This window comes from Pseudoalteromonas aliena (assembly GCF_038155085.1).
Classification (GTDB): domain Bacteria; phylum Pseudomonadota; class Gammaproteobacteria; order Enterobacterales; family Alteromonadaceae; genus Pseudoalteromonas; species Pseudoalteromonas aliena_A.
The window spans coordinates 267,313-293,225 of record NZ_JBAKAU010000002.1 but is presented as its reverse complement, the minus strand read 5'-3'; the positions used below and the strand labels follow the sequence as shown (position 1 = coordinate 293,225).

The window sequence follows — 25,913 nt, the reverse complement described above, 5'->3', positions numbered from 1 at the left end:
CTAAAGGGATAAATGAAACTAACTATATTTAAATTATTTATTTTCACTGCTATCAATCTATTGATAATACTGTAAATGTAATTGGTAGTTGTAGCATGCGAAAAAAATGGTAAATATACAAATTTAACTACCAATTTTTACGTAAATTTACATATACCAGATCAAAAATGAACGCAGTTTAAACGTATAAAGAAAACGCGCACATTAACTGCAGTGCGCGTTTATTGGGGAAGTTTTAACTATTAATTTTGCTCAAAGCGGGCTTCGAGCCAAGTATCATCTTGTGCGAAGTTTAAAGTTTTAATCTTACCTTTGCCCTCAACGTTTACCATATTTACCTGAGATGGCCATAAATCACGAAGCGCGCCATTGCTCATTTTAATTCCTTCAATGTTTTCAGGAATTGGTGCTTCTTGGTAAACCCAAAAAAACTTACCATCTACTTGCGCCCCTACAAAGCTAAGTGGTATTGGCTCACCACTTAATGTTTGTAGAGCAACATGCGATTCAACATATTTAGCAAAACGTTGCTGATCGGCTTTATTACTAATAATATCGATTTTGCCTTCAAATAATGTTCCTACGGCATGTTCGGTATCATGTAAATAAAAGCGATGCATTAACTCAACATTATGCGTTCGTTTATTAAAAAGCACGGTTGTAACTGACGATTTTAGTTGATGCGCCACACTCGGCGCAGCAACTAAAAGGCAAACAATAATAAGCAAAAAGCGCATTATTGCGGCTCCCCACCATCATCTTTTTTGTCTTCTTTATCATCAGTTTTAAGTTCAGTTTTAATATCTTGCATGATATCGCGACTCACTTTAGCTTTACTCTTTTGCTTTTTAAACACTTCAATACGTGAAGGAATAATGCGACGAGGGTAGTTATTATTTTCAACATCTACGTCAGCTGTTTCCCAGCCTGGGTCTACAGTTACTGATACAAGCGGTTTGTTTTTATCGGTAACAATTAGCTTTTGAACATTTTTATAATTACGACGCCAAATTTCAGCAGGAATGTAACGCTCTTCTTTAGTGCCATCTTCATATGTTAGCTCAAGCAATATAGGCATTACCAAACCACCTAGGTTTGAAAATTCCATTACATAATAGTTTTTATCTTCTTCTAAAGCACGTTCAAGCGTTTTACGCTCCCACGGCTCTAAGCCTTTTAAAAACTTGTTGTAAGAGTTACGTTCTTTATTGGTTACAGTAAAGCGGTCGTTTTCATCGTAGAAGTCGGTAACATCAGGGTTTTGCTCAACCCATGTTTTTTTACCTTCGGCGCGGTTACGCTCTACAAATAATGACGTAGGCTTGTCTGCCTCAATATCACGTAAACGGCTGTAATCAATATCAGGGTTTTTAGTGTCTAAACGTAGTTGATACACTTTATCTAAAGAGATATCTACATGATCGGTTGTGTAAAACCAGCCACGCCAAAACCAATCTAAATCAACACCAGAGGCTTCTTCCATTGTACGGAAAAAATCAGCTGGGGTAGGGCGCTTGTATTTCCAGCGCTGAGCATACTCTTTAAATGCAAAGTCAAATAAGTCACGGCCTAAAATTACTTCACGTAAAATATTAAGTGCTGCAGCAGGTTTAGTATAAGCATTTGGGCCTAAACGTAATACGCTGTCTGACTGAGTCATTATTGGCACTTGAACTTCTGACTTCATGTAGCTCACTATATCGCGAGGCTCAACACCCCAAGGAATAGTAGGATCCCATTCACGACCAGCAACGCCATCTAAAAAGCTGTTTAAACCTTCATCCATCCAGGTCCATTGGCGCTCATCTGAGTTAACAATCATCGGAAAGTAAATATGACCCACTTCATGAATAACTACGCCAAGTAAAAAGCGCTTTTCAGCCTGAGAATAAGTACGAGTACCATCATCTTGTAACTTAGTACGCGGACCGTTAAAGGTGATCATAGGGTATTCCATACCACCAACTGGGCCATTAACCGACTGTGCAGTTGGGTACGGGTAATCAAAAGAATACTTAGAGTACACTTCCATTGTGTGTACTACAGCTTCGGTTGAGTATTTTTTCCATAAGTCGCCACCTTCTTTAGGGAAGAACGACATTGCCATAACTAAAGGCTGAACGTCACCACCTTGTTGATAACCTTTTGCATCCCACATAAACTTACGAGACGACGCCCAAGCAAAGTCACGTACATTTTCTGCTTTAAAGTGCCACGTTTTAGTTTTGTCAGTACCTTCTTTTTCGTTTTCTAGCGCTTCTTCTGCGTTAACAATAAACACAGGACGCTTAGATGTTTCTGCTTGCTTTAAACGTTTGCGCTGAGTACTTGTAAGTACTTTGCTCGCATTATCAAGCTTACCTGTTGCCGATACAATGTGATCCGCAGGAACAGTAATCTCAACATCGTAATCACCAAACTCAAGCGTAAACTCACCAGAACCTAAAAATGGCTTGTTTGTCCATGCTTCGTAATCGGTATAAGCCGCTAAGCGAGGGAACCACTGTGCAATTAAGAATATGTCATTGCCATCTTCTTCAAAGTGCTCATAACCAGAACGTGCACCTACAGCATCTTCTTCGACAATGTTGAAGGCAAAGTTCATACTAAATTCTACTTCTTTACCTGGTTTTAATGGCTCGTTTAAATCAATGCGCATTAAAGTATCAACTACAGTTACGCGTAGCTCTTTACCATCGTCATCCTTTACGCCACTGATTGTATAACCCAGTTCGTTGTCGCTCATAAACTGTTGACGGCGTAAATCACCTAAACTTAATTTAGCAGGCTTTTGAGCTGGTAGGCTTTCTAACGTGCTTTTAAATGTTTTAGTTGTTTCGGCAATAGAATCACTTTTAAAAATATTTTGATCTAACTGTAACCATAAATATTTAAGCGTATGCGGAGAGTTATTCTTATATTCAATGCTTTGGCTACCGGTAATACGGTGCTTTTTTTCATCAAGCTTTACATCGATATCGTAGTTTACACGTTGCTGCCAGTATTTTTCACCTGGTTCGCCAGCTGCACTACGATAAACGTTGGGTGTAGGAAGCGCTTCGTCTAATTGACGAAATTTATCAACAAAAGTACCTTTTGTTTGCTCAACTGAAGACGCCATAGCCGCACTAGATATTGCCAAAGGCAATACAAAAGCACTTAGCGTAAGACCTATTTTTTTCATTGTTAGTCCTAATATAATTTTGTGATCATACTTTGACAAATATACCAGTTAGCTTCAATAAATTAGCGACCAAGTACCGTATTTTTAGGGTGATATTCACTTAGTTTTTTAGATTGAAAAATACAATTATTTTGTAACAAAATACGAATAAATAAATACTGTAAAGGGGGTTTACAAAAGCGGGGGTTAATAATGTTTTTGAGCGGTTAGATACAAAGCTCTAGTGCTTGAAAAAAGAACATTAACTTTAATCTACTTTGCTAAAAAAGTATCGCTTTAGCATTATCAGGTAAACCAATAATCCTATGTATAAGTATTTCTAATTTGCAACAAGTAAAATGAGCTAAAAGCCCACTCTACTGAACAAAAAAACAGTAAAAATGCTGGATTATTGGCTCAAATATTGCCGAACTTCTTTAATATTCGCTATTTTTACGATAAATGAGAAATAGTGCAATTTTAGGTTGATCTTTAGTGCAGTTTATATTTAAAATCGCCAACCTTTTTATTTGAGGCAAATAAATTCGTCACATTTATCCTCAAATTAATATCGATTACTAGCAAGAAATGCGGTGGGCTTATGGATTTTTACATCCTAAAAAAACAACAAGAACTAATTGCGATTCCAGCAAGTGAGAATAACTGTAAGCAGTATCTCGATTCGGGTTATTTTTATATCGATAAAGTAGCAGCATGCAACGAAACCAATGCATTAAAGGCGCTACACGCAAAACAAACTAAAACGTTAAAAATCCCATTATTAATAGCACTTTTAGCATTGCCGATTGTTTTTTCTACTTGGTACAGCTTAACCTAAGGTAATGGACGGCTTAGGCTTGCATCTTTAACTACCTTGGGTATATTGGCGCTCTTACGGTTTAATTAAGAGCGCTACATGAAAGTCCTCCACACCTCAGATTGGCACCTTGGCCAACAATTTTATGAACACAATCGCCGTGTTGAACATCAAGCCTTTTTTACATGGTTATTAGCCACTCTTGTTGAACAACAGATAGACCTACTATTAGTTGCTGGCGACATTTATCATACCGCGACTCCAAGCGCTAGCGCCGAAAATCAGCTTTATCAATTTATTAAAGATGCCAAAAAGGCATGCCCACAATTACACATAGTCATTATTGCGGGTAATCACGACTCTGCAAATCGTATTTTGGCAGCTCAGCCATTACTAGCACAATTTGATACTCATGTGATAGGGCGCTTTAATATAGAAACCCCCGGTGAAACGGTTGTCACCATAGATACCAATGGTAAACGCGCTGTAATCGTCGCTATGCCATTTTTGCGTGCAAGCGATGTAAGTTTACTAAGCCAAACTGAAAGCGGCCCTAGTTATGCTCAAGGCGTTGCAAAAGCTTACGAGCTTGCACTAGAACACGCTACTAATTTAAACGAGCAAAACTCACCATTAATAGTAATGGGGCATTTACACGCAAAAGGTGGGGATATATCAAGTGATTCTGAGCGTAACTTAGTAATAGGTGGGGAGGAGTCTATTTCAGCCAATGTATTTGGTAAACAAGCCAACTATGTTGCCCTTGGACATTTACACAAAGCGCAACAAGTCGCTAAAAGCGATGTTATTCGCTACAGCGGCACACCTATACCTATGTCGTTTTCAGAGCGTAACTATACGCACCAAGTAAATGTTGTTGAGTTTATTAATGATGAAAAACAACATATTAGTACGACTGTAAACCCCCTTTACATTCCGCGCTCTGCCGATGTAATTATTTTACCAAAAGGGGAGTGTGTGCCATTAAGCGAACTATGCGAGCAAATTAAAGCGCTCGACACCGCACAAAATACAACAGCGCCTTATTTACGTGTAAAGCTTAAATCAAGCGATATCGACACCACCTTCAGAGAACAAATAGAACAAGCACTTGAAGACAAGAATATTAAATTTTGTGGTATTGAACGTGTACGTGAGCAATCTGCGCAAAATGATGACAACACCGTATTTGAAGATTTAAGCGAAGTTGAAATGCTCAATCCGATTAATTTATTAGAACAAGCATTCGCAAACGATAAAGACATGGCAGGGCAAAGCGTACCCGATGAGCTAAAAACACTTTTAAGTGATGTGATAAACGAGCTAACGGAGCAAGAACAACTATGAAAATTACCGCAGTTCGTATTCATAATTTAGCCTCAATAGTTGACGCTGAAATAGACTTTACTCAAGCCCCATTAAAAGATGCAGGCTTATTTGCGATAACGGGCGATACTGGGGCTGGTAAAAGTACTTTTTTAGATGCGATATGTTTAGCCCTTTATACAAAAACAGCGAGGCTACGCGGCGATAAAGGTAACTTAATTGAGTTTAATGGCGACAGCATTAAGCTAAATGATGCGCGAAACTTGCTACGCAGAGGTACATGGGAAGGCTACGCCGAGGTCGACTTTTTAGGACAAGATAAACAGCTTTACCGAGCGCGCTATACAATTGCACGAACTCATAAAAAAGTAACAGGCAAACTTAAAGTAGCAGAGCACACATTAGTTACCCTGCCAGAGCGAACCCTAATAGCTGACAAAAGCCACACAATAAAAGAAGTTGAGAGAAAAATAGGGCTTAACTTTGAGCAATTCTCCCGTGCAGTGTTATTAGCGCAACACGAGTTTGCTGCGTTTTTAAAAGCCACTGGCGATGAGCGAGCGCAACTTTTAGAGTGCTTAACAGGTACCGATAAGTTTAGCCGTATTGGCGTGCGTATTTTTGAACGCCATAAAGAGCAAGTAGCAAAGCTTGAAGCGCTTAAAGCAGGTCTTGAAAGCTATACTCTATTAACACCAGAAGAACTTGAGTTACAACAAAACAAGTTAACCGATTTAAAAGCGCAAACAGAACACACTAAACAAGAGCTGACCAAAACAGAAAAAGCACTTAGCTGGTATCAGCAAGCAGCAGTGCTTGAGCAAAACTTACTGCAAGCACAGCAAACCCAGCAACAAGCAAGCTCAGCGCTTGAAAGTATCACCTCACAAAGCGAGCAGGCAAAACAAGCTAAACAAGCGCTTGAAATAAAAGATAACCGCAGCCGCTTTACTTTGTTAACCGATCAAAATACGGCGCAAAATGAGCAAATTACAACGCTTAAAAGTGTTGACCATTTAGCGGTAATTAATGAGTGCAATACCGCGCTTACCAAACATACCGAGCAGCTTAATAACGCCAATGAGCAAAAGCAAAATGCAGCGCCAATTATCGCTAAAGCGCGCGAGCTCGACAGCAACATTGCTTTGCAAACCCAAAGTATAAAAGGTACTGAGTCACAAATAGCTAAAGAGCAAACGCAACTTGATGAACTCAATCAGCAGTTAAAGCAAAGCAGTAACGAGTTAGAACTCGCTAATACCGACTCTACCAAAAGCCAGCAATGGCTTAATGAGCATGCACAGCTGCATGTTTTAGCAAAAGACTGGAGCTACTATCAGCAAAGCTTCAATACCTACTTAAATGCACAGCAGCAATTAACCGCAAACGCTGCGCAAAGCCAAACTCTTAATAGCGAGCTTGCAGGTCAGAACGATCTTTTAAATGCGCAAAATAATAAAGTGAAGCAGTGCGAGGTGGCACTTAGTGGTGAGCAATCAACTTTACAGGCATTAAATACTCAGCTTAATGAATTTAATGCAGAGCACTGCGACGCGCAGTTAAAAAGTATTGATTACTTAAAAGAGCAGCGCGAGCGTTACGGGCAATTTAACGCAGAACTAAAACAAAGCACTCAACGCCAACAAGTACTTAATCAGCAGTTAAATGAAAGCCAGCAAGCCCATACTTTACTTAATCAGCATTTAATAACCAGCGAGCAAGCGCTTAAAGGTAGCGAGTACGCACTTAACCAAGCGCGCTTAAGAGCCAGCGAAAACGTAGAACATTTACGCACTGAGCTTCGCCCTAATGAGCCTTGTTTAGTGTGCGGTGCAACTGAGCACCCGTATGCGGTAAATCAAAATCAGCAATTAAATAACTTAATTACTGATTTTGAAAATGCTTTTAATATAGCTAAAAAGCAATTTGACCATGCACAAAGCGAGCTGCATAAGCATCAAACTCAACATGCCGTATTAACTGCTGAACACGGACAACTTGAGCAAATAATACAAACAGCAAAAGCCAAACAGCTCGACATTAAAAATACCATGCAAGGCGCACGCACAGAGCTTAACGACTTAACGCCTGAACAGCTTGAAGTAACTTATAAGCAATTAAACGATCAGAAAGCGCAATACTTTGAGCAACAAAAACGTCAACGTACACTGCAAACTAAAGTAAATGAGCTACAAGCAGCACTTAAAGCAGAGCAGCAAGCACAGCAGCAGCTCAGTAATAAACACCTTGAGCTTACACATAAGCAAAACCAAATAACAAGTAAGCATAGCGAGCTAAGTGCGCAAATTAGCGAGCTGGATACAACGCTTAATAACCAATTTGAAAACAGCGATTTTTGGCAACAACTGCAAGCTAATACACTTGAACTTACCCAGCTGCACGAGCAGGTTACGAAGTACCAGCAAACTCAAACGCAACTAGAGCAAAGCCAAAAACGCCAAGACACAGCTAATGAGCAAATAAAGCAGCTTAGCCCGCTTGTTAGTAAAAGCGAGCAATCGTTAAAAGTACTTAATGAAGAGTTTGTAAAAGCTCAAGAGCTATTAAACGCGGTACAAAGTGAGCGCTTAGCTTTATTTAATAATGAGCAAATAAGCGCAGACGACTACCAAGCAAAACTCATAAGTGAGCAAGAGCAAAAGCAATCGCAGGTTCAAGCGAGTCAAAAAGCCTGTGACGACGCTATAAAACAACGAGATGAGCACGCTATAACGCTTAAAAATGTAGAGCAACGCTTACTTGAAAATAGCCAAGAACTAGCAACACTTGAAGCACGTTATAACCAGTGGTTTATTGACTTTAAAGCGCAATTTAGCAATGTAACGCACGAGCAGGTCAAAATTTTACTAACGCTAAGTAGCGAGACTATAAAAGCGCATTTAACTCAGCATGAGCAGTTAACTCAAGCGTTAACAGATGCAAATGCCGCATTAAAACAGCAGCAACTTACCCTTGAAAAACACAACAGTAGCGATAAACCAACACAAAGTGCAGAGGCTTTAAGTACGCAATTAAGCAGCTTAAACGAGCAACAAACGCAGCTGCAAAATTCATTACTAGCAACTAATACTGCTATTGAGCAACACAACCAAAACGCAAAGGCGCTTGAAGGCAAACAAGCCGAGTTAACTACGCTTAAAACACAGGTAGAGCAATGGCACTTGCTTAATAAAGTATTGGGCGATGCAACGGGTAAAACCATGCGTAACTTAGCACAAACACAAACATTAAAAATATTACTGCACTATGCCAACAGCCATTTAAAAACACTCAACAAACGCTACGAATTAACCGCCATAGCGCAAACACTCGACATTGCCATTATCGACCGCGACATGGCCGACGAACAACGCTCTGTTAATACGCTCTCGGGCGGTGAGTCATTTTTAGTATCGCTTGCGCTTGCACTTGGTTTAGCATCGCTTTCGTCTAACAAAGTACAAATCAATTCTTTGTTTATTGACGAAGGGTTTGGTACGTTAGATAGCGAAACCCTAAGCATTGCAATGGACGCTTTGGATTCTTTGCAAGCACAAGGTAGAAAAGTAGGTGTTATATCGCACGTAACACAAATGAGCGAGCGCGTAGCCACTCAAGTGCATGTAGCCAAAAAGCCAGGTGGATATTCCACAGTTGAAGTTTTATAAGCAACATTACTGAAAACAAGGAGATACAATGCCAACGTTTACAGGCGAGCAAGCAACACAATATGATAGCCGCATAACCCGTTTAGTTCCTGGTTATGAATTATTACACCAGCTCACTAATACGCAGCTACAAGCAACACTAAGCGACAACGCACATATTTTAGTAGTAGGAGCAGGCACAGGCAAAGAAGTACTTGCTCTGGCTGCACTAAACCCTACATGGCAATTTACCGTGCAAGATACATCAGCCGATATGCTTGCTATCGCACAGCAGCAATTTGATGAGCAAGGCATAACAAGCCGCGTAGATGTACATAATGCCCCTGTTGATAAGTTATCGGTTAAAGCAGATGCCGTTTTATGTTTATTAGTAATGCATTTTTTAGAAGATAACGGCGATAAAAAAGAGTTATTAAAAGCAATTAAAGGAAGCCTTAAAAAAGACGCAAACCTGTATATTGCAGACTTAATGCGCCCCGAAACTTCATTTGAGCGTGAAGCCCAGCTTACAACTTGCGCTCAATTGGGTTTAACCGAAACAGGTAAAAAACAAACAGGGCATGACTTAGAGAATGAGTTTTATCCGCTTGATAGAATGCGCTTTAGCGAACTGCTAAATGAGTGTAAATTTGGCATTCCGAAGCTGTATTTTAAAGCGCTTGGTTTTAGCGGGTACGTTGTTTAACTTATCTTGAAGGATGCGGCCTGCACCATTTAACCGTATGTTTATGGCGCGGAATTGTTTTACATTCTTTATTAGAGTTTTCGCCGGGCTCGCTAACATATTGCGAGCTTGGCGCTACATTGGCACAGCCTGCGGCCAATAATATCGCAAATACGGGTATTAATTTTTTCATTTCATCACCTGTTAAAATCTGTGTTCAAGCGCTTTGCAGTTACTGTTAATGCAAAGCGCTTATTAATTTGCTAGTTTCTCTGACCAATCTGGCGGGTAGTTATGCATCTACAAAAATAACTTCGCCAGTGATAAAGCCATCAACTGAACGCTCAAACGCTTTACCTACAAGCTTGCTTGGTACAGGTTGAAAACCTGGCATCATTTCGCCATATACGTCCCATGCTTCTTCAAGCACAGTAGGGTTAACCACATTAATACGCGTGCCACGCGGCATTTCTAGTGATACGCATTTTGCAAACGTATCTATTGCGCCGCTTGTTGTTGCATCAGCAATCGCAAAAGGGATAGGTTTAACGTTTAAAATACCGCTAATCAGCGTAAATGAGCCGCCATCGGCAATGTACTTTTGACCAATACGTACAAGGTTAATTTGCCCCATCATTTTGCTCATAACGGTCGTCATCCATTGGGCTTCGCTCATATCAGCAAAGGTGTCGTATTCGCATAAACCTACTGTGTTTACTACTGCATCAAAGTGGCCTACTTTTTCATACAACTCAGTAATTGACTGCTCACTCGTAATATCAACAATATGATCTACATCGCCCGAGCGACCCGCTGTAATTACTTTGTGCTTAGTTAAGCCAGTTAATGCCGCTTGACCCATTTTGCCCAGTGCGCCTATTAAAATTACTGTTTTCATTGTTTGCTCCAATCATTCAATTTAGTGTGTAGGAGCATAGTAAGGGGACAGTTCAACAATTAGAAACAACCATTCTATGTAAGTGATACAAAAATAAATGGTAATGTGATACGTTAATCATGCTTAAACAACAAAGGCATTGGTATGAGTAAGTTAGACAGGCTAGATATAAAACAGCTACGTATTTTTCAAGCGCTCATTCGCGAAAAAAACGCATCAAAAGCGGCGAGTAAATTGGGCTTAACCCAGCAAGCAGTGAGTGAGCAACTAAAAAAGCTACGTGATGTATTTAACGATCAGCTGTTTTTAAGAAAAACCACCGGCTTTGTACCAACGCCTTATGCAGAGGAGTTGTCGGTAGACATAGACAAACTATTAAACGACTTTCAAGCATTATTAGCACCTAAAATATTTGACCCAAAAACGGTTGATGGTGCCTTTGTAATAGCCGCTACCGACTACGCACAGCAAGTTGTTTTGCCAGCGCTTGTAAAAGAGCTAAGAGAACAAGCGCCCAATTTAAAGCTAATAATAAGAGACTTTGAACTCGACAGCCTGCACGACTTAATGGAAAGTGGTAAAGTCGATTTAGCGATAGCTTTCCCCGACTATATTCCAAGTACTTACCCCATTATTAAGTTATTTGAAGAGCAACATATTTGCGTTACCTCAGCTAACTCATCAATAGCAGGGACACAACCAACGCTTGCACAAATAGCCAGCTACCCAAACATTATTGCCTCGCCTTCGCGTCCAAATTTCAAAGGCTCTATTGACGATTGGTTTAAAAGCTTTGATTTAACACGCAATGTTGTTGTGTCGGCACCATGTTTTTCTATTGTGCCCATGTATTTAGAAACTACAGACTCCATCGCATTTTTACCCTCACGCGCAGTAAGCTCAGATCTGGTAAAAATAGAACTACAGCAGCTACCAGCTCCGTTTGATGTAATAGCCGCATGGCACCCACGCTACAATCAAAACCCGCTACATAAATGGGTGGTATCAAAGCTGGTTGTTGAGTGATACAAAAACTATTATTTGTAATAAAAATAAAGCGGATATTAGACAATTTAATAAAATTTTTAAGCCATGAGCATCATGAAATGTAGGTCGGTTAAGCGAAGCGCCACCCGACGCTCTAATATCCACATCACTCAGATCATTACTGTGCAAGCAATTCAACCAATCTCTCCAAGCGCTTTCATTGCAGCTTGTGCTTTGTCTGTTTGTACAAAAATATGGTCGTGATAAAACGCAGCTACCACATTAGCGCTAATGCCATGCTCAGTTAGCTTTGCAGATACTGCAGCTGTTAGCCCAACGGCCTCTAAGCTTGAATGTACATTAAGAGTAATTAAATTATATTTACCCTCGTAAGTAATACCTGCTTTATCGGCAGTTTCAGCTTTTAAAATAAGGGTTAGCCCTTCTTCTTCAACATAAGTGGCAAGTGGCTCTAGATGAACATAATCGGCAAGTGAGCCTGCTAAACAGCAAAATATGTACTCACCTTGTTTAAGCACAGGCAGCATTGATTTTAATAATTCGTTTAACTCTAAAATTCCGGCCATGGTCGTTCCTTACAATGTGTTATTTAGTGCCTTTTAGATGCGCGACTAGCTCGCTTAATCTCGCTATTTTTATATTACTTAGCTGCCTGTAATCAAAATACGGGCACACAATAATGTTGTTAGTTGTGTCTATTGCAAACTCGTCGTCGAGCCAATCAAATTGTGCATGTAACTTACCTTGTTGTAATAAGTTTTTAACGTGCGTACGCCCAGCAATTATATGTAGCTGGTTTTTATTGCTAGTAGCTTTATCTGGGCAAGTAATAGTCGTGTCAGGCGCGCTAAATAGCAGGGCGGTTTTACTGTTTTTTTGAAGTAAAAATTTATCGCGATACGCTTGCCAACTATCGGCTTGTTTTGCAAAGCTGTAATGCTCGCTCGGTAGCGCAAACAACACTTTAGCGTATATGTTAAACACCTTACGCCAACCATTTCCACAGTGCTGGTTTATGGTATTTATTTGCTCGTTTATTACAGGCTCAATACTTTGAAGGGTTTCAAAGTAGGGCATAGGCGGTGCTTTTGCGACATACACAGCTACGTTAAAATCATACTCACCTAAACCAACAACTTGCTCTGTCACTTACTTTGCCTTATTTTGCGCTAAAATGCGGTCAAGGTTATTTGCAAAATTTTGGCGATCGGTTTGGCTAAGCGGTGGTGGTCCGCCACTCATTTCAACGCCGCTTGAGCGCATAGTATCCATAAAGTCGCGCACGTTTAACAACGAGCGAATATTTTCTGGCGTGTAAAGCTCGCCACGAGGGTTAAGTGCTTGCCCGCCGTTATCAATTACTTCACTTGCTAGCGGAATATCGCCCGTAATAACTAAATCGCCTTTTTCAACACGTTTTACTATTTCGTCGTCGGCTACATCAAACCCACTAGAAACCTGTACGCGGCTAATAAATTTTGAAGGCGGAATGCGCATTGCATGGTTAGCCACTAAAATGGTTGGTGTTTGTGTGCGCTCTGCTGCTCTAAAAAGAATTTCTTTTATGACCACGGGGCACGCGTCGGCATCTACCCATATTTTCATGCTTTAATCTTTTAATTGCTCTAGTATTTAACTGATCCTATAGCAATTTATTTTAATCGGCTAGCAAACTTTATTTGCTTGCGGTCGTACAAACATCATCACTTTTAAAAAGGAGCTTTCATGAAATCTATTACGACTATTTTACTTATTACAGGGTTATTTTTACTCACTGCCTGCACAAGTGCACCTGAAGGTATTACCCCCGTTAAAAACTTTGATCTTGAGCAATACAAAGGTAAGTGGTACGAAATTGCTCGCCTAGATCACTCTTTTGAAGAAGGTATGGATCAGGTAACAGCTACTTATACAGTAAACGACGACGGTACTGTAAAGGTACTTAACAAAGGCTATATCACCAAAGAGCAAAAGTGGGATGAAGCAGTGGGTTTAGCTAAATTTGTAGAAAGGACTGATACAGGCCATTTCAAAGTGTCGTTTTTTGGCCCATTTTATGGCGCTTACGTAATTTTTGAACTTGACCAGCCTGACTACCAGTATGCATTTATAACGAGCTACAACCGTGATTATTTATGGTTTTTGTCGCGCACACCTACAGTTAGTGATGAACTTAAACAACATTTTACAACTAAAGCTGAAGAGCTTGGTTTTGCAACAGAGCAAGTTATTTGGGTTAAGCAATAGCTGTGTAAAGCCCCTTTACAGTAGTAATAAAAGAGTCATCTAACTGTAAAGTAACTTAAATATATTATGGTTATATTGTGTGTACTTGCCGTGAGACAGCAAGTATTAGAAACACAGAATATCCCTATTGTTGGCAAGCTATATAGCTTGCCATTTTTTTTGCCTAGGGCGTGTTAATCTTTGTGGATTGAAATCTGTTCAATCAAGGGGCGATTAAATCGCGGCGCGAGGTTTGTAACCTAGTGGGCTAAGTAAAAACCGAGCAACAAAGAGTTAATCGTCCCTAGAAAGAACCCTTTGGGCAGAGCATGTTTGGTATTTATGCTGCGTTATCGCCTATTTATGGGGAATAACCACACTACATAGGCCCTGCCTTGCCTAAATACCAAACAGTCTGCTGCAAATTCACCCACCAAAGATCAACACGCCCTAATCTATGGGAAAATAACGGATCACATTTTTACTAACTAAGGCTAGTTTAATGCTAAAAACAACCCGCTTAGTACAACTAATACGCTATTTAAAACACTAAACCACTTTACGTAGCCTACTAAAAAATTATAAAAAACCATTATAATTAAGATACTTGGGCTCATAAAGCCGCAAAATAGTAATGTTCCATATCCACCTTGAGTAACTATACAAAGCACCAAGCTTAGTAAAATACTGATCCAAGCAGCTAATAGCAGCTTTTTACGTTGGGGTTCTGTAGGGCGTTTTTTAAATACATCTTTAAAATGATTATACTTAGCCAGCGCAAAACAGTTAAAACTGAGTAAACATAGGCTAAAACCGAGTAAATCAATCATGGCTTTTGCTTTTTAAGGTTATTAGATTGACTAAGGCTGATTGTTTTTAGGTTGCCTTTAGCAGTACGTAATTTTTCGGTTTGTATAAAAAACAATATACTAAACAGTAAAAATAGTGCATCAAAAGTAAATAAAGCCCACTGTTTGTGCATCAAATAGCTAACTATATTACCGTTAGTTGTAAGTGCATTAATAACCGGTACGCTTAAACATGCAACAGCATTTATAGCTGCCATAACTCGCCATTGCAGTGTGTCGCGCTTTATAAGTGCTAAAAGAGCAACCGCTAGCCATGTTAAAAAGAACGCGAGTATCTCTTTATCGGCGCGCTCTGCGGTAGTTGGGCTGAGTAGTCTGTTAGCAATAAAAAATGCACACGTTGCCAGTGGAAGTCCCATAATAGTGGCTAGGTTTAACCCTTCAACTAGTTTTAAACCAAACGAAGGTTTAACGTTATTTTTAGTTCGCTCGCGAATTCGCTTAGCCCACATAATACAGCCAGAGCCAATCATTACACAGCCTGCAATACCGCCTAATACGTATAACCAGCGCAACAACCACGTAGCTAAACGCCCTGTATGCATAGAATTAAGAGATTCGTAAAGCGCTTTGCTGCTAGTTAGCTCGTCATCAGTTTTAGCGACCATTTGCCCTGTAGCACCACTAAATATTAAGCGTGGTGCTTGGTCACGTAGTGTTTTACCTGCGCTTACCAATACGGTAATTGTTGAAGCTGCCATATTTGGTTGGTTAACTTGTACGCGAGTAATATCTGCATGAGGCCACTTAGTATAAACCTGATCTAAAATGCGTTGAATCGGCACCATTGATGATTCGCCTTGGGCTTTATCGGTCATGGTATTGCGAGGGGTTACATCGTTAAAAAAACCACGCATGCCGTTATCATAAGAGGTTTGCGCAGGGTAGGGAAACAACATAAATATAAGTGTAATTATACCCGTATAAGTAATCATTAAATGAAAAGGAAGGGCAAGCACAGAGCTTAAGTTATGGGCATCTAACCATGTACGGCTACCTTTGTTACGCCTAAAGCTAAACATATCTTTAAAAATACGCTTATGAATAACCACCCCCGATATAATGGCAATCAGCATAAAAAAGCTAGCAAAGCACACAATCCAGCGTGCGGTTATTGCATCCATGTAATGTAAATCATAGTGCAGCCGATAAAAAAAGTTACCGCCTTTAGTATCTACAAAGGGCTCAAGCTCTTGCATGGAATTAGGGTTTAGCTGTGTGTTTTCAAACTTACTGCGGCGCTGACCTGGCTCTTTTGGTTTTGCATAACCATAAATTAAATAAGGAATGCGTGGCTCGGGTAATGTAATACGCCAGCTTGATGAGTTAGCTCCATGGTTAGCTAAGTAATCAAATCCGGTAATTATTTGTTGTTTTTGCGCTTCTATACGCTGTGTTTGGGCTTGTACATTATGAATGGCTGGTTGATTCCATAAGGTTATTTCGTCTCTAAAAAAGCTAAGAGTCCCTGCAAAAAATATTAAATATAATAACCAACAAACGAGTAACCCTACCCAAGTGTGCAACCAAGTCATCGATCTGAAAAAGCTGTCTTTCATACCCAACCCTTCAGTAATGCAAGCAATCCAATGAACGCTCCCGTACCTAGTAAAATACTGATCCACACTGTTTTTAATGATTTAACGCTAAAGGCATAAATAAATACTACGGCATAAATTAAAATGCTGATTGAAACACTAAACAGCACAGCGTCTTGTTTAGCTATTGGCAATACAAAACTTAATAACGCAGTGCTTGCAGAGGTAAAAACATAGCCACCAATTATGGCAATAAAAAAACGTAAAAATACCAAAACTCGATAACTGCTTACACTTTTTACTATAAGCGCAATCACGTTAACCTTATCGAATGGCGCACTGTGCAAAGGTGCCTGCATAGTTAATTAATCCCTTTATTTAAAGCTGAGGATAAAACAAAGGCGCTATTATATATGTTACAAATACAAAAGATAGTTATTCTCATTTGAGGTGTTTAATTTTTAAGTAAGTTATGCGTACTTAGTTACTTAGTAAAATACTGATCTGATATTATTTAATGATATTGCACAGGCTCTATGTAAAGCTTAAGGTTAATAAACTGAGTAAAAATAAAGAGTGAATAACGATGAGCGATCACGAAAAACTAAATTACGTTGAGTTCCCTGCATGCGACTTACCCGCAACTAAAGCCTTTTTTAGTCGTGTATTTAATTGGCAGTTTACCGATTACGGCCCAGAATACACGGCGTTTAGTGGCCAAGGGCTTGATGGTGGCTTTTTTAATGCGCCGCTTAAATCGCTAACTCAAAATGGTGCTGCGTTATTGGTTTTTATAGTAACGACATTCACGCCACGTATAAAAAAGTACAACTCCATGGTGGCACAATATTAAAACCTATTTTTGAATTTCCGGGTGGTTGCCGGTTTCATTTTGCAGAGCCGAGCGGCAATGAATTTGCTGTATGGGCAGAACAACACTAGGTTTTACAAGGCTTGTAGCGCGAATGAGCTTAAAGATCACGATTTTACTAACTAACGCTCGTTTTAATTAAAATAAACCGATTTTTTACCAACTCATTTATCCTAAATGGCCATTTAGGATAAATATTAAGCATTTAAGGCCAAATAAACATGAATAGTCACCAATTAATAGAACAAGTTAGTAAATGCGTGATCTGTGAACCTCATTTACCTTTAGGGGCTCGCCCTGTAATACAATTTAACCCAAACGCACGTATTTTAATCGCGGGCCAAGCACCGGGTATAAAAGTTCACGAAACAGGCGTGCCGTTTAACGATGCAAGCGGAAACCGTCTGCGAGAATGGCTTGGGATAACAAGAGATGAATTTTACGATGCCAATAATATAGCCATTTTACCTATGGGCCTTTGTTATCCAGGTAAGGGTAAGTCGGGTGATTTACCACCGAGAAAAGAATGTGCCCCAGCATGGCGCGAGCAATTATTGGCTGCACTACCAAATATTGAGCTGACAATAGTATTAGGTAAATACGCGCAGGCGTATCATTTACCAGACACTAAAAAAATGCCACTTACGGAGTTAGTAAAATCGTGGCGTGAGTATTGGCCAAATTATTTAGTGCTTCCTCATCCCAGTCCGCGCAATAATATATGGCTTAAAAAGAACCTATGGTTTGAACAAGATGTACTTCCAGAACTTAGCGAGCGGATAGCTGCTATTTTAAATAAATAGCACTTCTAGGACCCATTGACCTTTATAGATTTAAACTTGTTGTATCTAGGTGAGATTAAATTACAGTACGAGGATTATAACCATTTTCTAGTCTAGGATTTGTTGTAAAGGGGCTTTACAGTTAACAAAAAGATTAAAATAGCAACGTCAATGATCCAGAATAAAAAATCTAGTTACTTTAATAAGCCAAAAATTATGCTGTACTAAACCATTCTAGTATCAAGTAATATCTGATCAATTTGGGAGTTAAACCTTACACTAACTGCGTTAAAAACTTCTGATATAAAACAGCAAAATAACGAACTTTTTGTGTTATTAGCAAGGTTTTCTTTGCTCAAAATAAACCACTTAATTAAGTAAATTGGTGTAAATTAAAATATATTTTTTATTGCCTATAAAAAAGCGATGTTAAATTTAACACCGCTTAATGCGAAATATGTTTAGCTATGCGCTTTTATAAGTCTGATTTACAACATAGGTTTTACAACATCAAACACAGCTTCTATGTGGTCGTCTCTGTCGTTTAGTGCCGCTATGTAACGGTATTTTTCGCCGCCTGCGTTCTCGAATATTTCACGGTTTTCACCTTCTAATTCTTCAAGTGTTTCTAGGCAGTCGGCGCTAAAAGCAGGGCTTATGATAGCTACATCGGTAATACCTTCATCAGGTAAGGCTGCAAGGGTTGCGTCAGTATAAGGCTTTAACCACTCTGCTTTACCAAATCGACTTTGAAAAGTACTAATTACTTTGTCTTTATCAAGGCCTAATTTTTCGACAACTAAACGCGTGGTTTGTAAACATAGGCAATGGTACGGATCGCCGCGCTCTAAAAATAATTTTGGCATACCGTGATACGAAAATACCATTTTTTGTGGCATACCGTTCGCTTCTAAATCCTCACTAATACTATTAGCAAGCGACTCAATGTAATGGGTGTTTTTATGATACCCATTTATAAAATGCAGTTCTGGCACCCAGCGCCATTTTCGCAGTACGCTCGATACAGCGTCAAACGTAGAACCCGTAGTTGGGCTAGAATATTGCGGGTACATTGGTAAAATAATTATACGCGTTAGGCCTTTATCACGAAGCTTTTCAAGGCCAGCCTCTATTGAAGGGTTGCCATAACGCATAGCCATTACTACTTCTGTATTGGTATAACCTTGCTCTTTTAATAAGGTATCTAGCTTGACGCTTTGTTGGCGAGTAATGTGAGTAAGTGGTGAGCCGTTTTCGGTCCATATACTCTCGTATAATTTAGCCGAACGTTTTGGGCGTACGCGTAAAATAATGCCGTGTAAAATTATCATCCATACCAAGCGTGGTATTTCTACAATGCGTGGATCTGATAAAAATTCGCGTAAATATGTACGAAGCGCAGCCGCTGTTGGTGCATCAGGGCTGCCTAAGTTAGTAAGCAGTATTCCCGTTTTTTGGTTAAAACGCCCATCATGGGGGTTGTCAGTAACCGCAGAAAATCGCGACACAAAGTGCTCCTTCAAGCAAATTCAATAATCTATTTTATGCACATTGTAACGAAAAAAACTGCAGTTTAGATCAATCATTTAGCAGTTTTAACCATAATTCTAAATGGGGTTGGTTTTTTCGATTCTAGCTGCTGCAGTTTTTCAATTGATTTACGGCTAAATACATGACCTTTAGAAAGCAACATTATACCCACATGGCTGTGTAATGCATGGGCAAGTACCATTTGCTCTTTAAGTTCATGGGCATTACAAATTAATATTGATCCAGCGGTACTTATTTTTTCGTTGAGTTTGCCATGGCTAGCTTCAAGTGCACGCACAATTTTGGGGTGATAAAAAGTGCCACTGTACAACTTCACATTTTGGAGCGCATTTAAATGTCGCTCCTTATCGGTAGTGCTGTTACTTAACTCAAATGCTTCCCAGTAATCACGAGCAAGGCTAAGCACCATCGCACCAATAGGTATGTCATTTCCGACAAGTCCTTTAGGTAAACCATTTCCGTTATAACGCTCAAACTGATGATAAATAGCATCCGATACATCATGTAAATGCACTGCTGGCATTAACATTAACTGTGCAGTACTTGGGTGGGTATAGAAAATTTTGCGTTGCTGTTCACTTAAGCGACTTACTGGTTTTCTATAAAGTTCAGGATCCATAGCAAGTAAGCCTATTTGCGCCAAATAACCAGCCATTGGAGCAAGCTCAATACTTTTCTTAGATAAATTGAGATAAAGCGCTATTTGTGTACAGGTATTAGCAATGTTTTGTGCTTTGTTACCATCAAGGTAAGGGTTTGCGTTTATAAAGTTATAAAGCAGTTCTACGGTTGATTTATGCTCATGCTTTTCACGCTCGTTGGCGTCCTCCAATTGCTTGAGCACTTGTTTTATTTGTTTTGTACGTTTCTCTACTCGTTGCTCTAACGTATTGTTAAGCTCGATTAATTCTTGATTTTGAGTTTTAACTTGTTCTTCTAAATTTTTATTCTGTTTTTTTAGAGAGAATTTTTCGAGGCTATTTTTAATGCTACGTAATAATAGATCGTTTTGCCATGGCTTTTGAATATAACCATGTATTTGTCCTTGGTTAACAGCCGCTAGGGTGGTTTCTATGTCAGCAAAGCCGGTTAATAAAATACGTTGAGTATCTGGAGCTAGTCCTCGTACTTTTTCTAAAAATTCAGCACCATTCATTGATGGCATACGCATATCACTAATAATTAAACCAAATTCATGATTTTTAAAAAGGGTTAATGCGTTTTGTGGGTTATCACAAGCTATAACTGATAGGTTGTTTACTTCAAGTAAACGAGTTAGTGAGCGCAGTACTATTTCATCATCATCAATGCATAGTACATCAACCTGATTGATAGGAGTATTTAAATTTTTCTGAGTCATTGATTCACCTTAAAATTACCTCTAACTAAATATTAGCTTAAAAATGATGCTATGAGGCATTTACTCTATCTATATTAAATTTAGTGTAGTGGGTATTCTCAACAACCCATAAATCTTACATATATAAGTCGACAAATACTTTATATCGATTCGCTTAATTAAGTGATCTATTTTGAGGATGGAAAAACGTGTTGATAGCTAGGCAAAAAACTCGCTATTTAGTTGTTCTAAATAAGAATTTTTTGACACAGGTAGCGACACGCTTAGCCCCGCAAAATGATTAAGTATTATTGCGGATTGGTATTAGTTGCAAATTTTTGCATAGGGTACTAAAGGTTAAGTACAAAAGTTCTTTATACAGGTTAAAGGAATGGATAATTTTGAACTCGCTTTTTTAAACGAAAGAAAGCAACGCTTAGCGGCAGAGCAATTACTTAAAGATAAAAGCAGTGTTTTAGTTGCCGTAAATGATGAATTACAAAAAAAAGTAGCTGATTTAGAACGTCAACAAACTTTATTCGTTCAGACTGAAAAAATGGCCACCTTAGGTACATTTTGCGCAGGTGTTGCCCACGAGATAAACAATCCTCTTGCTTATGCAACGAGCAACCTTGAAAGCCTTCACCACACCAGCCCTTTACTTATATTACTTTTAAAACTTAATGAACGATATTTGAACAATGAAATTAAAGAAAGTCATTTTAAACATGAACTCGATATACTAAACCTAAAACACCCATTTTCTTGGGTTTATCATAATTTCCCTGAACAAATTAATGATAGTGTAGAGGGCCTCAAACGAATAAAACAAATTGTCCACAATTTATTAAATTTTGCCCACCCGACCTCAAAACAAGATAAACAACTTACCGACATAATCATAGCGGCAAATAATGCTTTAAAATTATTGAGTACCAAACTTAAGTTATGTGAAATTACAACTCGATTTGGACCTTTACCACTCATTATGTGCAACTTATCGTCAATTAATCAGATTTTTGTAAACCTACTAATGAATGCTTGGCAAGCTTGTGAATTTGGCTTGGAAAGAAAGTGCATTATTGAAATGAATATATTTGAGATAGGGAAAAATATCTGTATAGAGATAAAAGATAATGGCTGCGGTATGAGCGAACATACTATAAAACATATGTTTGATCCCTTCTACACAACTAAAGAAGTGGGCCAAGGAACAGGGATGGGTATGACTCTTGTTTACGCTATGGTACGTGATCATAGTGGAAAAATAGAAGTTAACAGCTCATTAGGGACAGGTACGACCATCCGCTGTCTATTACCCCTAAAAGTGTAAAATAACGAAAAAAATCACAATATAAATAAAGTATTAGACATTCTGTTTTTTTGAAATTTAATCTATTATTAGCGCGCTTTCCAACCGTTCCATGTGTTTTTTTCTTACCTTGAAGTTTATTTGCATATTTATACCAAGTATTTAGTTTTTTTCATTTCTTTTTGCTTGCATATGTTGCTAGGATGTTTGCAACAGGTTATGAGCCTCATAACAACACATATTATTAAGAATACAAAAAACAGGGTCGTCACTATGCCAACATACCGTTTAAACACACTGGCTGTAGCCGTTGCTTTTGCCTTTAGCGCACCAAGCGTTGTTAACGCAGAAGAAGCACCAGTGGAAGCTGCAAAAAACATTGAGCAAATATCTGTATTAGGATCGCGCGTATCTAATCGTACCTCTACAGAATCTTCTTCTCCTATTGATTTAATTGACGCGGATGATTTAACTAAAGGAGGCTTTACCGAATTAGGCCAAAGCCTTCAAGCGACAGCGCCTTCATTTAACTTTTCGCGTACACAAGTATCAGACGGTTCTGATTTATTTAGACCCGCAACACTTCGTGGCTTACAACCAGATCAAACTCTTGTATTAGTAAATGGAAAGCGTCGTCATAACCAATCAATTTTTGGCCTTAACGGTACAGTAGGTGCAGGCGCTGCGGGTACCGATATGAATGCCATTCCGCTAACAGCGCTCAAAGGCGTTGAAGTATTACGCGACGGCGCAGCCGCGCAATATGGCTCTGACGCGATTGCAGGCGTAATTAACTTATCTCTTAATAACTCAACCGGTATTACAACGGGTTTTGTACAATACGGCGGCACAAGTGAAGGTGACGGCGACACTATTTCAGCAGGTTTAAACCGTGGTTTTGAATTAGGTAACGAAGGCGGCTTTATTAACCTATCGCTTGAATACCGTGATGCCGACGGAACTAATCGCGCAGAGCGCGATACAGGTGGTTCGCTTAATGTTGAACCAGGTACGCTAAGTGAAGATGTACGCTGGGGCCAAGGTAACTCAGAAAGTGAATTTACGTCGTTATTTTACAACATGGCATTACCAATGGGCGACGGCGAGCTTTACTCGTTTGGTGGCTACTCAGAACGTACGGCGCTGGGTAATGGTTTTTACCGTAATTTTAACGAAGCCTCTAAAAACGTAACCCAAGTATATAGTGATGGTTTTTTACCGCGCATATATAACGAAGCACAAGATATTTCAGTTGCGCTTGGTTTTAAAGGCGATATAAATACAGATTGGACTTACGATGTATCGGCTGTTTATGGTGAAAACCAATACGATTTTACATCACGCAATACATTAAATGCTTCTTACGCGGCTGAATATTTGTTTAATAACCCAGATGCAAGCGATGCCGACATTGCAGCAAACTCAGGCCCTACTGGCGGTTACTCAGGTGGTTTTAGGTTTGACCAAACAACGGTTAACCTTGATATAAACGGTATTGTGGATATTGGCCGTAGTGAGCCTTTGTATGTAACAGTTGGCGCCGAATATCGTAAAGAAAACTACGAAATAGTGCCTGGCGATGAAGCCTCATACGCGTGTGGTTTAGCAAATATGGATACCTCGTACCCATCAGTAAACGATCCGGATCAATTTGCACAGTGTGGTTTTCAAGCTTATAACGGCCTACGCCCTGAAGCGGCTAACGACAGCGACCGTAACAGCTACGCAGTTTATGTAGACGTAGAAACCATGATCACCGACGCATGGAACGTAAGTGGTGCGCTACGTTATGAAGATTTCTCAGATGCTGGCGACGATTTGATTGGTAAATTAGCAACACGTTATGAATTAAATGATGACTTTGCAGTACGTGGTGCACTATCTACTGGTTTTAGGGCACCATCACTTCAACAAAGTGGTTATACAGCTTTTACAACTAACTTAGGCTCAGACGGTACATTAACGCAGTCGTTTACTGCTAACACGGGTACAGCTTTCCCAAGTGCGTTAGGCGTAAATAACTTAGAGCTTGAAACCTCAACAAACTACAGTGCAGGTTTTGTTTACGATGTAACAAGCGAGCTTTCGTTAACAGTTGATTTTTACCGCGTCGAAATTAAAGACCGCATTACACTTGGCAGCTTACTTTCAGTTGACGACGTATCGTTTAGCCCAGAAGCAGTTGCAGCGCTACAAGCAACGGGAGCTGTGCAAGCTAACTACTTCTCAAACTCGGTTGACTCAACTACGCAAGGTGTTGATATTATTGCATCGTACCGCACAGAGGTTGAAGGCGGTAATTTAGGAGTCACCTTTGCAGGTAACCTAAACGATACTAAAATTGACAGCGTAAATGCAGAAGACGGTATTCCTGAAGCGGTTGCTTTTGACGATTTACAACGCAGCTTTTTTACCGACGGACAACCAAGTGAGCGTGCAACGCTTACGTTTGACTACGAACGCGATGCCTACACATCAACCATTCGCTTTAACTACTTTGGCGAAACAGACGTAAAATACTTTGGTAACGACCATATTTCATTACCAGGTGAGCTTTCGCCTATTGGTTCATTTAAACCAACAAGTACGGTTGAGTCTGCAGTGTTAGTTGATTTAAATGTTAGTTACCAAATTAATGATATGCTTGCGCTTTCGGTAGGTGCTGATAACGTATTTGACGAAACGCCAGATGAATTAGGCGACGACGAAGTACTTAATTTTATCACCAACGGCGCATTTAAATACCCTGTACGCGCATTGCCTTATGGCTTTGACGGCAGAACGTACTACGCAAAAGTAAGCTTTAGCTTTTAATTTATAAAGCAAACTAAGTAACATTAAGCGCAGTTATTAACTGCGCTTTTTTTATACTTTTTATTATTAAAAATACTTGCGCGGTTGAAAATTAAGCCTACAATCGCCATTTTTTAAGAAGCGCGAGGTAAACTCCCGCCTACAATTTAAAGCTGCGCTTTTAATCGGACAACATAAAAGCCTCTTTATTATTTATTTTAAATAATCAATTAGTTGATAGGAAATATATGACTAAAAAATCTAAAGCAAAAACCGCAAACATCAGCGCGGTAGACACAGGGCGAGGCATTATAAATCACAATGCACTAGCAGCGTTGGTAACCTCTAAATTATTTAAACCACAAGTCGTAAAAGCTAAAAAAGGAAAAGGCTCGTTTAAACGCAACAACAAACACATAGGACGAGAGTCTTATTTAATCGCCGCTTAAATAGCATCGATCAAATAGGGCTTTATATCTATTTTAAGTAGAGCTTACACACTACGGTAGTTGCAAGCTCTACTAAAAATTTTAAACTAAAACTTTATGTTGCCACGCAGCGCTTTATTTTGTCCATGTTTAGTTTTTTTATCCATGCGCTTACGCTGTGAGTTACGGCTAGGCTTAGTAGCACGGCGAACTTTATTTACTACAGTGGCACTAAGTATTAAATCTTTTAAACGCTTAAGAGCATCTTCCCGATTGAGCTCTTGAGTACGGTGACTCTGTGCTTTTATTATTAAAACTCCTTCTTTAGTAATCCTTGAGTCATTCAAGGCAAGTAAACGTTCCTTATAAAAATCAGGCAATTTAGAACGATTAATATCAAAGCGTAAATGAATTGCACTTGCTACTTTGTTAACATTTTGACCACCGGCACCTTGCGAACGAATAGCAGTAAGTTCTAGTTCCCATTCATCAATAGTGACAGCATTTGAAATTGTTAACATTGTGTTCAGCCCTACTTTTTAAAAATGCATTATATCATTAGAAGATTACCTTGTGGTGAATGAACTAAACTCTTAGAGCTTATTTAAAAAACCATAATTTATGCTATAAAACCCGCTAATACTCTGTTTTGTGTTGGCA

The 25,913-nt window shown here is 39.3% G+C and carries 23 protein-coding genes and 1 pseudogene; 11 read left to right on the top strand and 13 right to left on the bottom strand.

All coding sequences use genetic code 11. The features are described from left to right. Nucleotides 1–242: 242 nt before the first annotated feature. Nucleotides 243–737: a DUF6702 family protein gene (locus V6260_RS04105; protein ID WP_341592801.1), complete on the bottom strand. Its 495-nt coding sequence runs from the start codon at nt 735–737 to the stop codon at nt 243–245. Beyond that, entirely contained in the window at nt 737–3,184 is a 2,448-nt protein-coding gene (locus tag V6260_RS04100) for a M1 family metallopeptidase (RefSeq protein ID WP_341592800.1), read from the bottom strand. The genes V6260_RS04105 and V6260_RS04100 overlap by 1 nt, the downstream gene beginning before the upstream one ends. Nucleotides 3,185–3,764: 580 nt before the next feature. On the opposite strand from V6260_RS04100, the gene V6260_RS04095 reads away from it, so the two are divergent. The 4 genes from V6260_RS04095 to V6260_RS04080 all read left to right on the top strand — a co-directional run bounded on the left by V6260_RS04095 (nt 3,765) and on the right by V6260_RS04080 (nt 9,659). Then, nucleotides 3,765–4,001, top strand: a complete 237-nt coding sequence (locus tag V6260_RS04095) for a hypothetical protein (protein WP_341592799.1) — start codon at nt 3,765–3,767, stop codon at nt 3,999–4,001. A 78-nt stretch (nt 4,002–4,079) separates the two neighbouring features. Further along, complete coding sequence (locus tag V6260_RS04090) at nt 4,080–5,327, top strand: exonuclease SbcCD subunit D C-terminal domain-containing protein (protein WP_341592798.1); 1,248 nt, start codon at nt 4,080–4,082, stop codon at nt 5,325–5,327. Further along, nucleotides 5,324–8,974, top strand: coding sequence for an AAA family ATPase (locus tag V6260_RS04085; RefSeq protein WP_341592797.1), 3,651 nt, complete (start codon nt 5,324–5,326; stop codon nt 8,972–8,974). The genes V6260_RS04090 and V6260_RS04085 overlap by 4 nt, the downstream gene beginning before the upstream one ends. Before the next feature lie 28 nt (nt 8,975–9,002). Further along, nucleotides 9,003–9,659 (top strand): class I SAM-dependent methyltransferase, encoded by a 657-nt coding sequence (locus tag V6260_RS04080; protein WP_341592796.1) that lies wholly within the window; start codon nt 9,003–9,005, stop codon nt 9,657–9,659. Between the two features lies 1 nt (nt 9,660). Here V6260_RS04080 and V6260_RS04075 read toward each other — a convergent pair whose 3' ends face one another. Continuing rightward, a complete protein-coding gene (locus V6260_RS04075) occupies nt 9,661–9,831 on the bottom strand; it encodes a hypothetical protein (RefSeq protein WP_341592795.1) in 171 nt (56 codons plus the stop codon). Nucleotides 9,832–9,930: 99 nt separating this feature from the next. Further along, the gene (locus tag V6260_RS04070) at nt 9,931–10,536 is read right to left on the bottom strand and encodes a short chain dehydrogenase (RefSeq protein ID WP_341592794.1); all 606 of its coding nucleotides are present in this window, start codon (nt 10,534–10,536) and stop codon (nt 9,931–9,933) included. A gap of 144 nt (nt 10,537–10,680) precedes the next feature. Here V6260_RS04070 and V6260_RS04065 point away from each other — a divergent pair, with 144 nt between their 5' ends. Beyond that, the gene (locus V6260_RS04065) at nt 10,681–11,562 is read left to right on the top strand and encodes a LysR family transcriptional regulator (protein WP_341592793.1); all 882 of its coding nucleotides are present in this window, start codon (nt 10,681–10,683) and stop codon (nt 11,560–11,562) included. A gap of 155 nt (nt 11,563–11,717) precedes the next feature. Here the strand turns inward: V6260_RS04065 and V6260_RS04060 are convergent, their stop codons facing one another. The 3 genes from V6260_RS04060 to V6260_RS04050 are packed head-to-tail and all read right to left on the bottom strand — an operon-like array spanning nt 11,718 to nt 13,149. Next, entirely contained in the window at nt 11,718–12,110 is a 393-nt protein-coding gene (locus V6260_RS04060) for an ACT domain-containing protein (protein WP_341592792.1), read from the bottom strand. A gap of 19 nt (nt 12,111–12,129) precedes the next feature. Then, complete coding sequence (locus V6260_RS04055; RefSeq protein WP_341592791.1) at nt 12,130–12,693, bottom strand: DUF6942 family protein; 564 nt, start codon at nt 12,691–12,693, stop codon at nt 12,130–12,132. After that, entirely contained in the window at nt 12,694–13,149 is a 456-nt protein-coding gene (locus V6260_RS04050) for a YaiI/YqxD family protein (RefSeq protein ID WP_058405404.1), read from the bottom strand. A gap of 120 nt (nt 13,150–13,269) precedes the next feature. On the opposite strand from V6260_RS04050, the gene V6260_RS04045 reads away from it, so the two are divergent. Beyond that, nucleotides 13,270–13,791: a lipocalin family protein gene (locus V6260_RS04045; protein WP_341592790.1), complete on the top strand. Its 522-nt coding sequence runs from the start codon at nt 13,270–13,272 to the stop codon at nt 13,789–13,791. A 473-nt stretch (nt 13,792–14,264) separates the two neighbouring features. Here the strand turns inward: V6260_RS04045 and V6260_RS04040 are convergent, their stop codons facing one another. From V6260_RS04040 to V6260_RS04030, 3 genes are read right to left on the bottom strand one after another with little or no spacing between them, the layout of a single operon-like run. Next, nucleotides 14,265–14,600 (bottom strand): DUF3325 domain-containing protein, encoded by a 336-nt coding sequence (locus tag V6260_RS04040; RefSeq protein ID WP_341592789.1) that lies wholly within the window; start codon nt 14,598–14,600, stop codon nt 14,265–14,267. Further along, on the bottom strand, nt 14,597–16,198 hold the full coding sequence (locus V6260_RS04035; RefSeq protein WP_341592788.1) for a PepSY-associated TM helix domain-containing protein: 1,602 nt from the start codon (nt 16,196–16,198) through the stop codon (nt 14,597–14,599). The genes V6260_RS04040 and V6260_RS04035 overlap by 4 nt, the downstream gene beginning before the upstream one ends. Continuing rightward, complete coding sequence (locus V6260_RS04030) at nt 16,195–16,536, bottom strand: hypothetical protein (RefSeq protein ID WP_341592787.1); 342 nt, start codon at nt 16,534–16,536, stop codon at nt 16,195–16,197. The genes V6260_RS04035 and V6260_RS04030 overlap by 4 nt, the downstream gene beginning before the upstream one ends. A gap of 227 nt (nt 16,537–16,763) precedes the next feature. On the opposite strand from V6260_RS04030, the pseudogene V6260_RS04025 reads away from it, so the two are divergent. After that, nucleotides 16,764–17,119, top strand: a pseudogene (locus V6260_RS04025) (VOC family protein). 150 nt (nt 17,120–17,269) lie between these two features. Continuing rightward, entirely contained in the window at nt 17,270–17,851 is a 582-nt protein-coding gene (locus V6260_RS04020; RefSeq protein WP_341592786.1) for a uracil-DNA glycosylase family protein, read from the top strand. A 467-nt stretch (nt 17,852–18,318) separates the two neighbouring features. On the opposite strand, the gene hemH is transcribed toward V6260_RS04020, so the two are convergent. Then, complete coding sequence (hemH, locus tag V6260_RS04015; RefSeq protein ID WP_341592785.1) at nt 18,319–19,338, bottom strand: ferrochelatase; 1,020 nt, start codon at nt 19,336–19,338, stop codon at nt 18,319–18,321. 74 nt (nt 19,339–19,412) lie between these two features. Continuing rightward, nucleotides 19,413–20,741: an HD domain-containing phosphohydrolase gene (locus V6260_RS04010; protein ID WP_341592784.1), complete on the bottom strand. Its 1,329-nt coding sequence runs from the start codon at nt 20,739–20,741 to the stop codon at nt 19,413–19,415. A 370-nt stretch (nt 20,742–21,111) separates the two neighbouring features. Here V6260_RS04010 and V6260_RS04005 point away from each other — a divergent pair, with 370 nt between their 5' ends. The 3 genes from V6260_RS04005 to arfA all read left to right on the top strand — a co-directional run bounded on the left by V6260_RS04005 (nt 21,112) and on the right by arfA (nt 25,274). Beyond that, the gene (locus V6260_RS04005) at nt 21,112–22,053 is read left to right on the top strand and encodes a sensor histidine kinase (RefSeq protein ID WP_341592783.1); all 942 of its coding nucleotides are present in this window, start codon (nt 21,112–21,114) and stop codon (nt 22,051–22,053) included. 252 nt (nt 22,054–22,305) lie between these two features. Further along, nucleotides 22,306–24,846: a TonB-dependent receptor gene (locus V6260_RS04000; protein ID WP_341592782.1), complete on the top strand. Its 2,541-nt coding sequence runs from the start codon at nt 22,306–22,308 to the stop codon at nt 24,844–24,846. Nucleotides 24,847–25,073: 227 nt separating this feature from the next. Beyond that, nucleotides 25,074–25,274 carry a ribosome alternative rescue factor ArfA gene (arfA, locus tag V6260_RS03995; RefSeq protein ID WP_341592781.1) on the top strand — a complete coding sequence of 67 codons (201 nt, stop codon included), beginning with the start codon at nt 25,074–25,076 and terminating at the stop codon, nt 25,272–25,274. Between the two features lie 86 nt (nt 25,275–25,360). Here arfA and arfB read toward each other — a convergent pair whose 3' ends face one another. Beyond that, nucleotides 25,361–25,774 (bottom strand): alternative ribosome rescue aminoacyl-tRNA hydrolase ArfB, encoded by a 414-nt coding sequence (gene arfB, locus V6260_RS03990; RefSeq protein WP_341592780.1) that lies wholly within the window; start codon nt 25,772–25,774, stop codon nt 25,361–25,363. Nucleotides 25,775–25,913 lie beyond the last annotated feature (139 nt).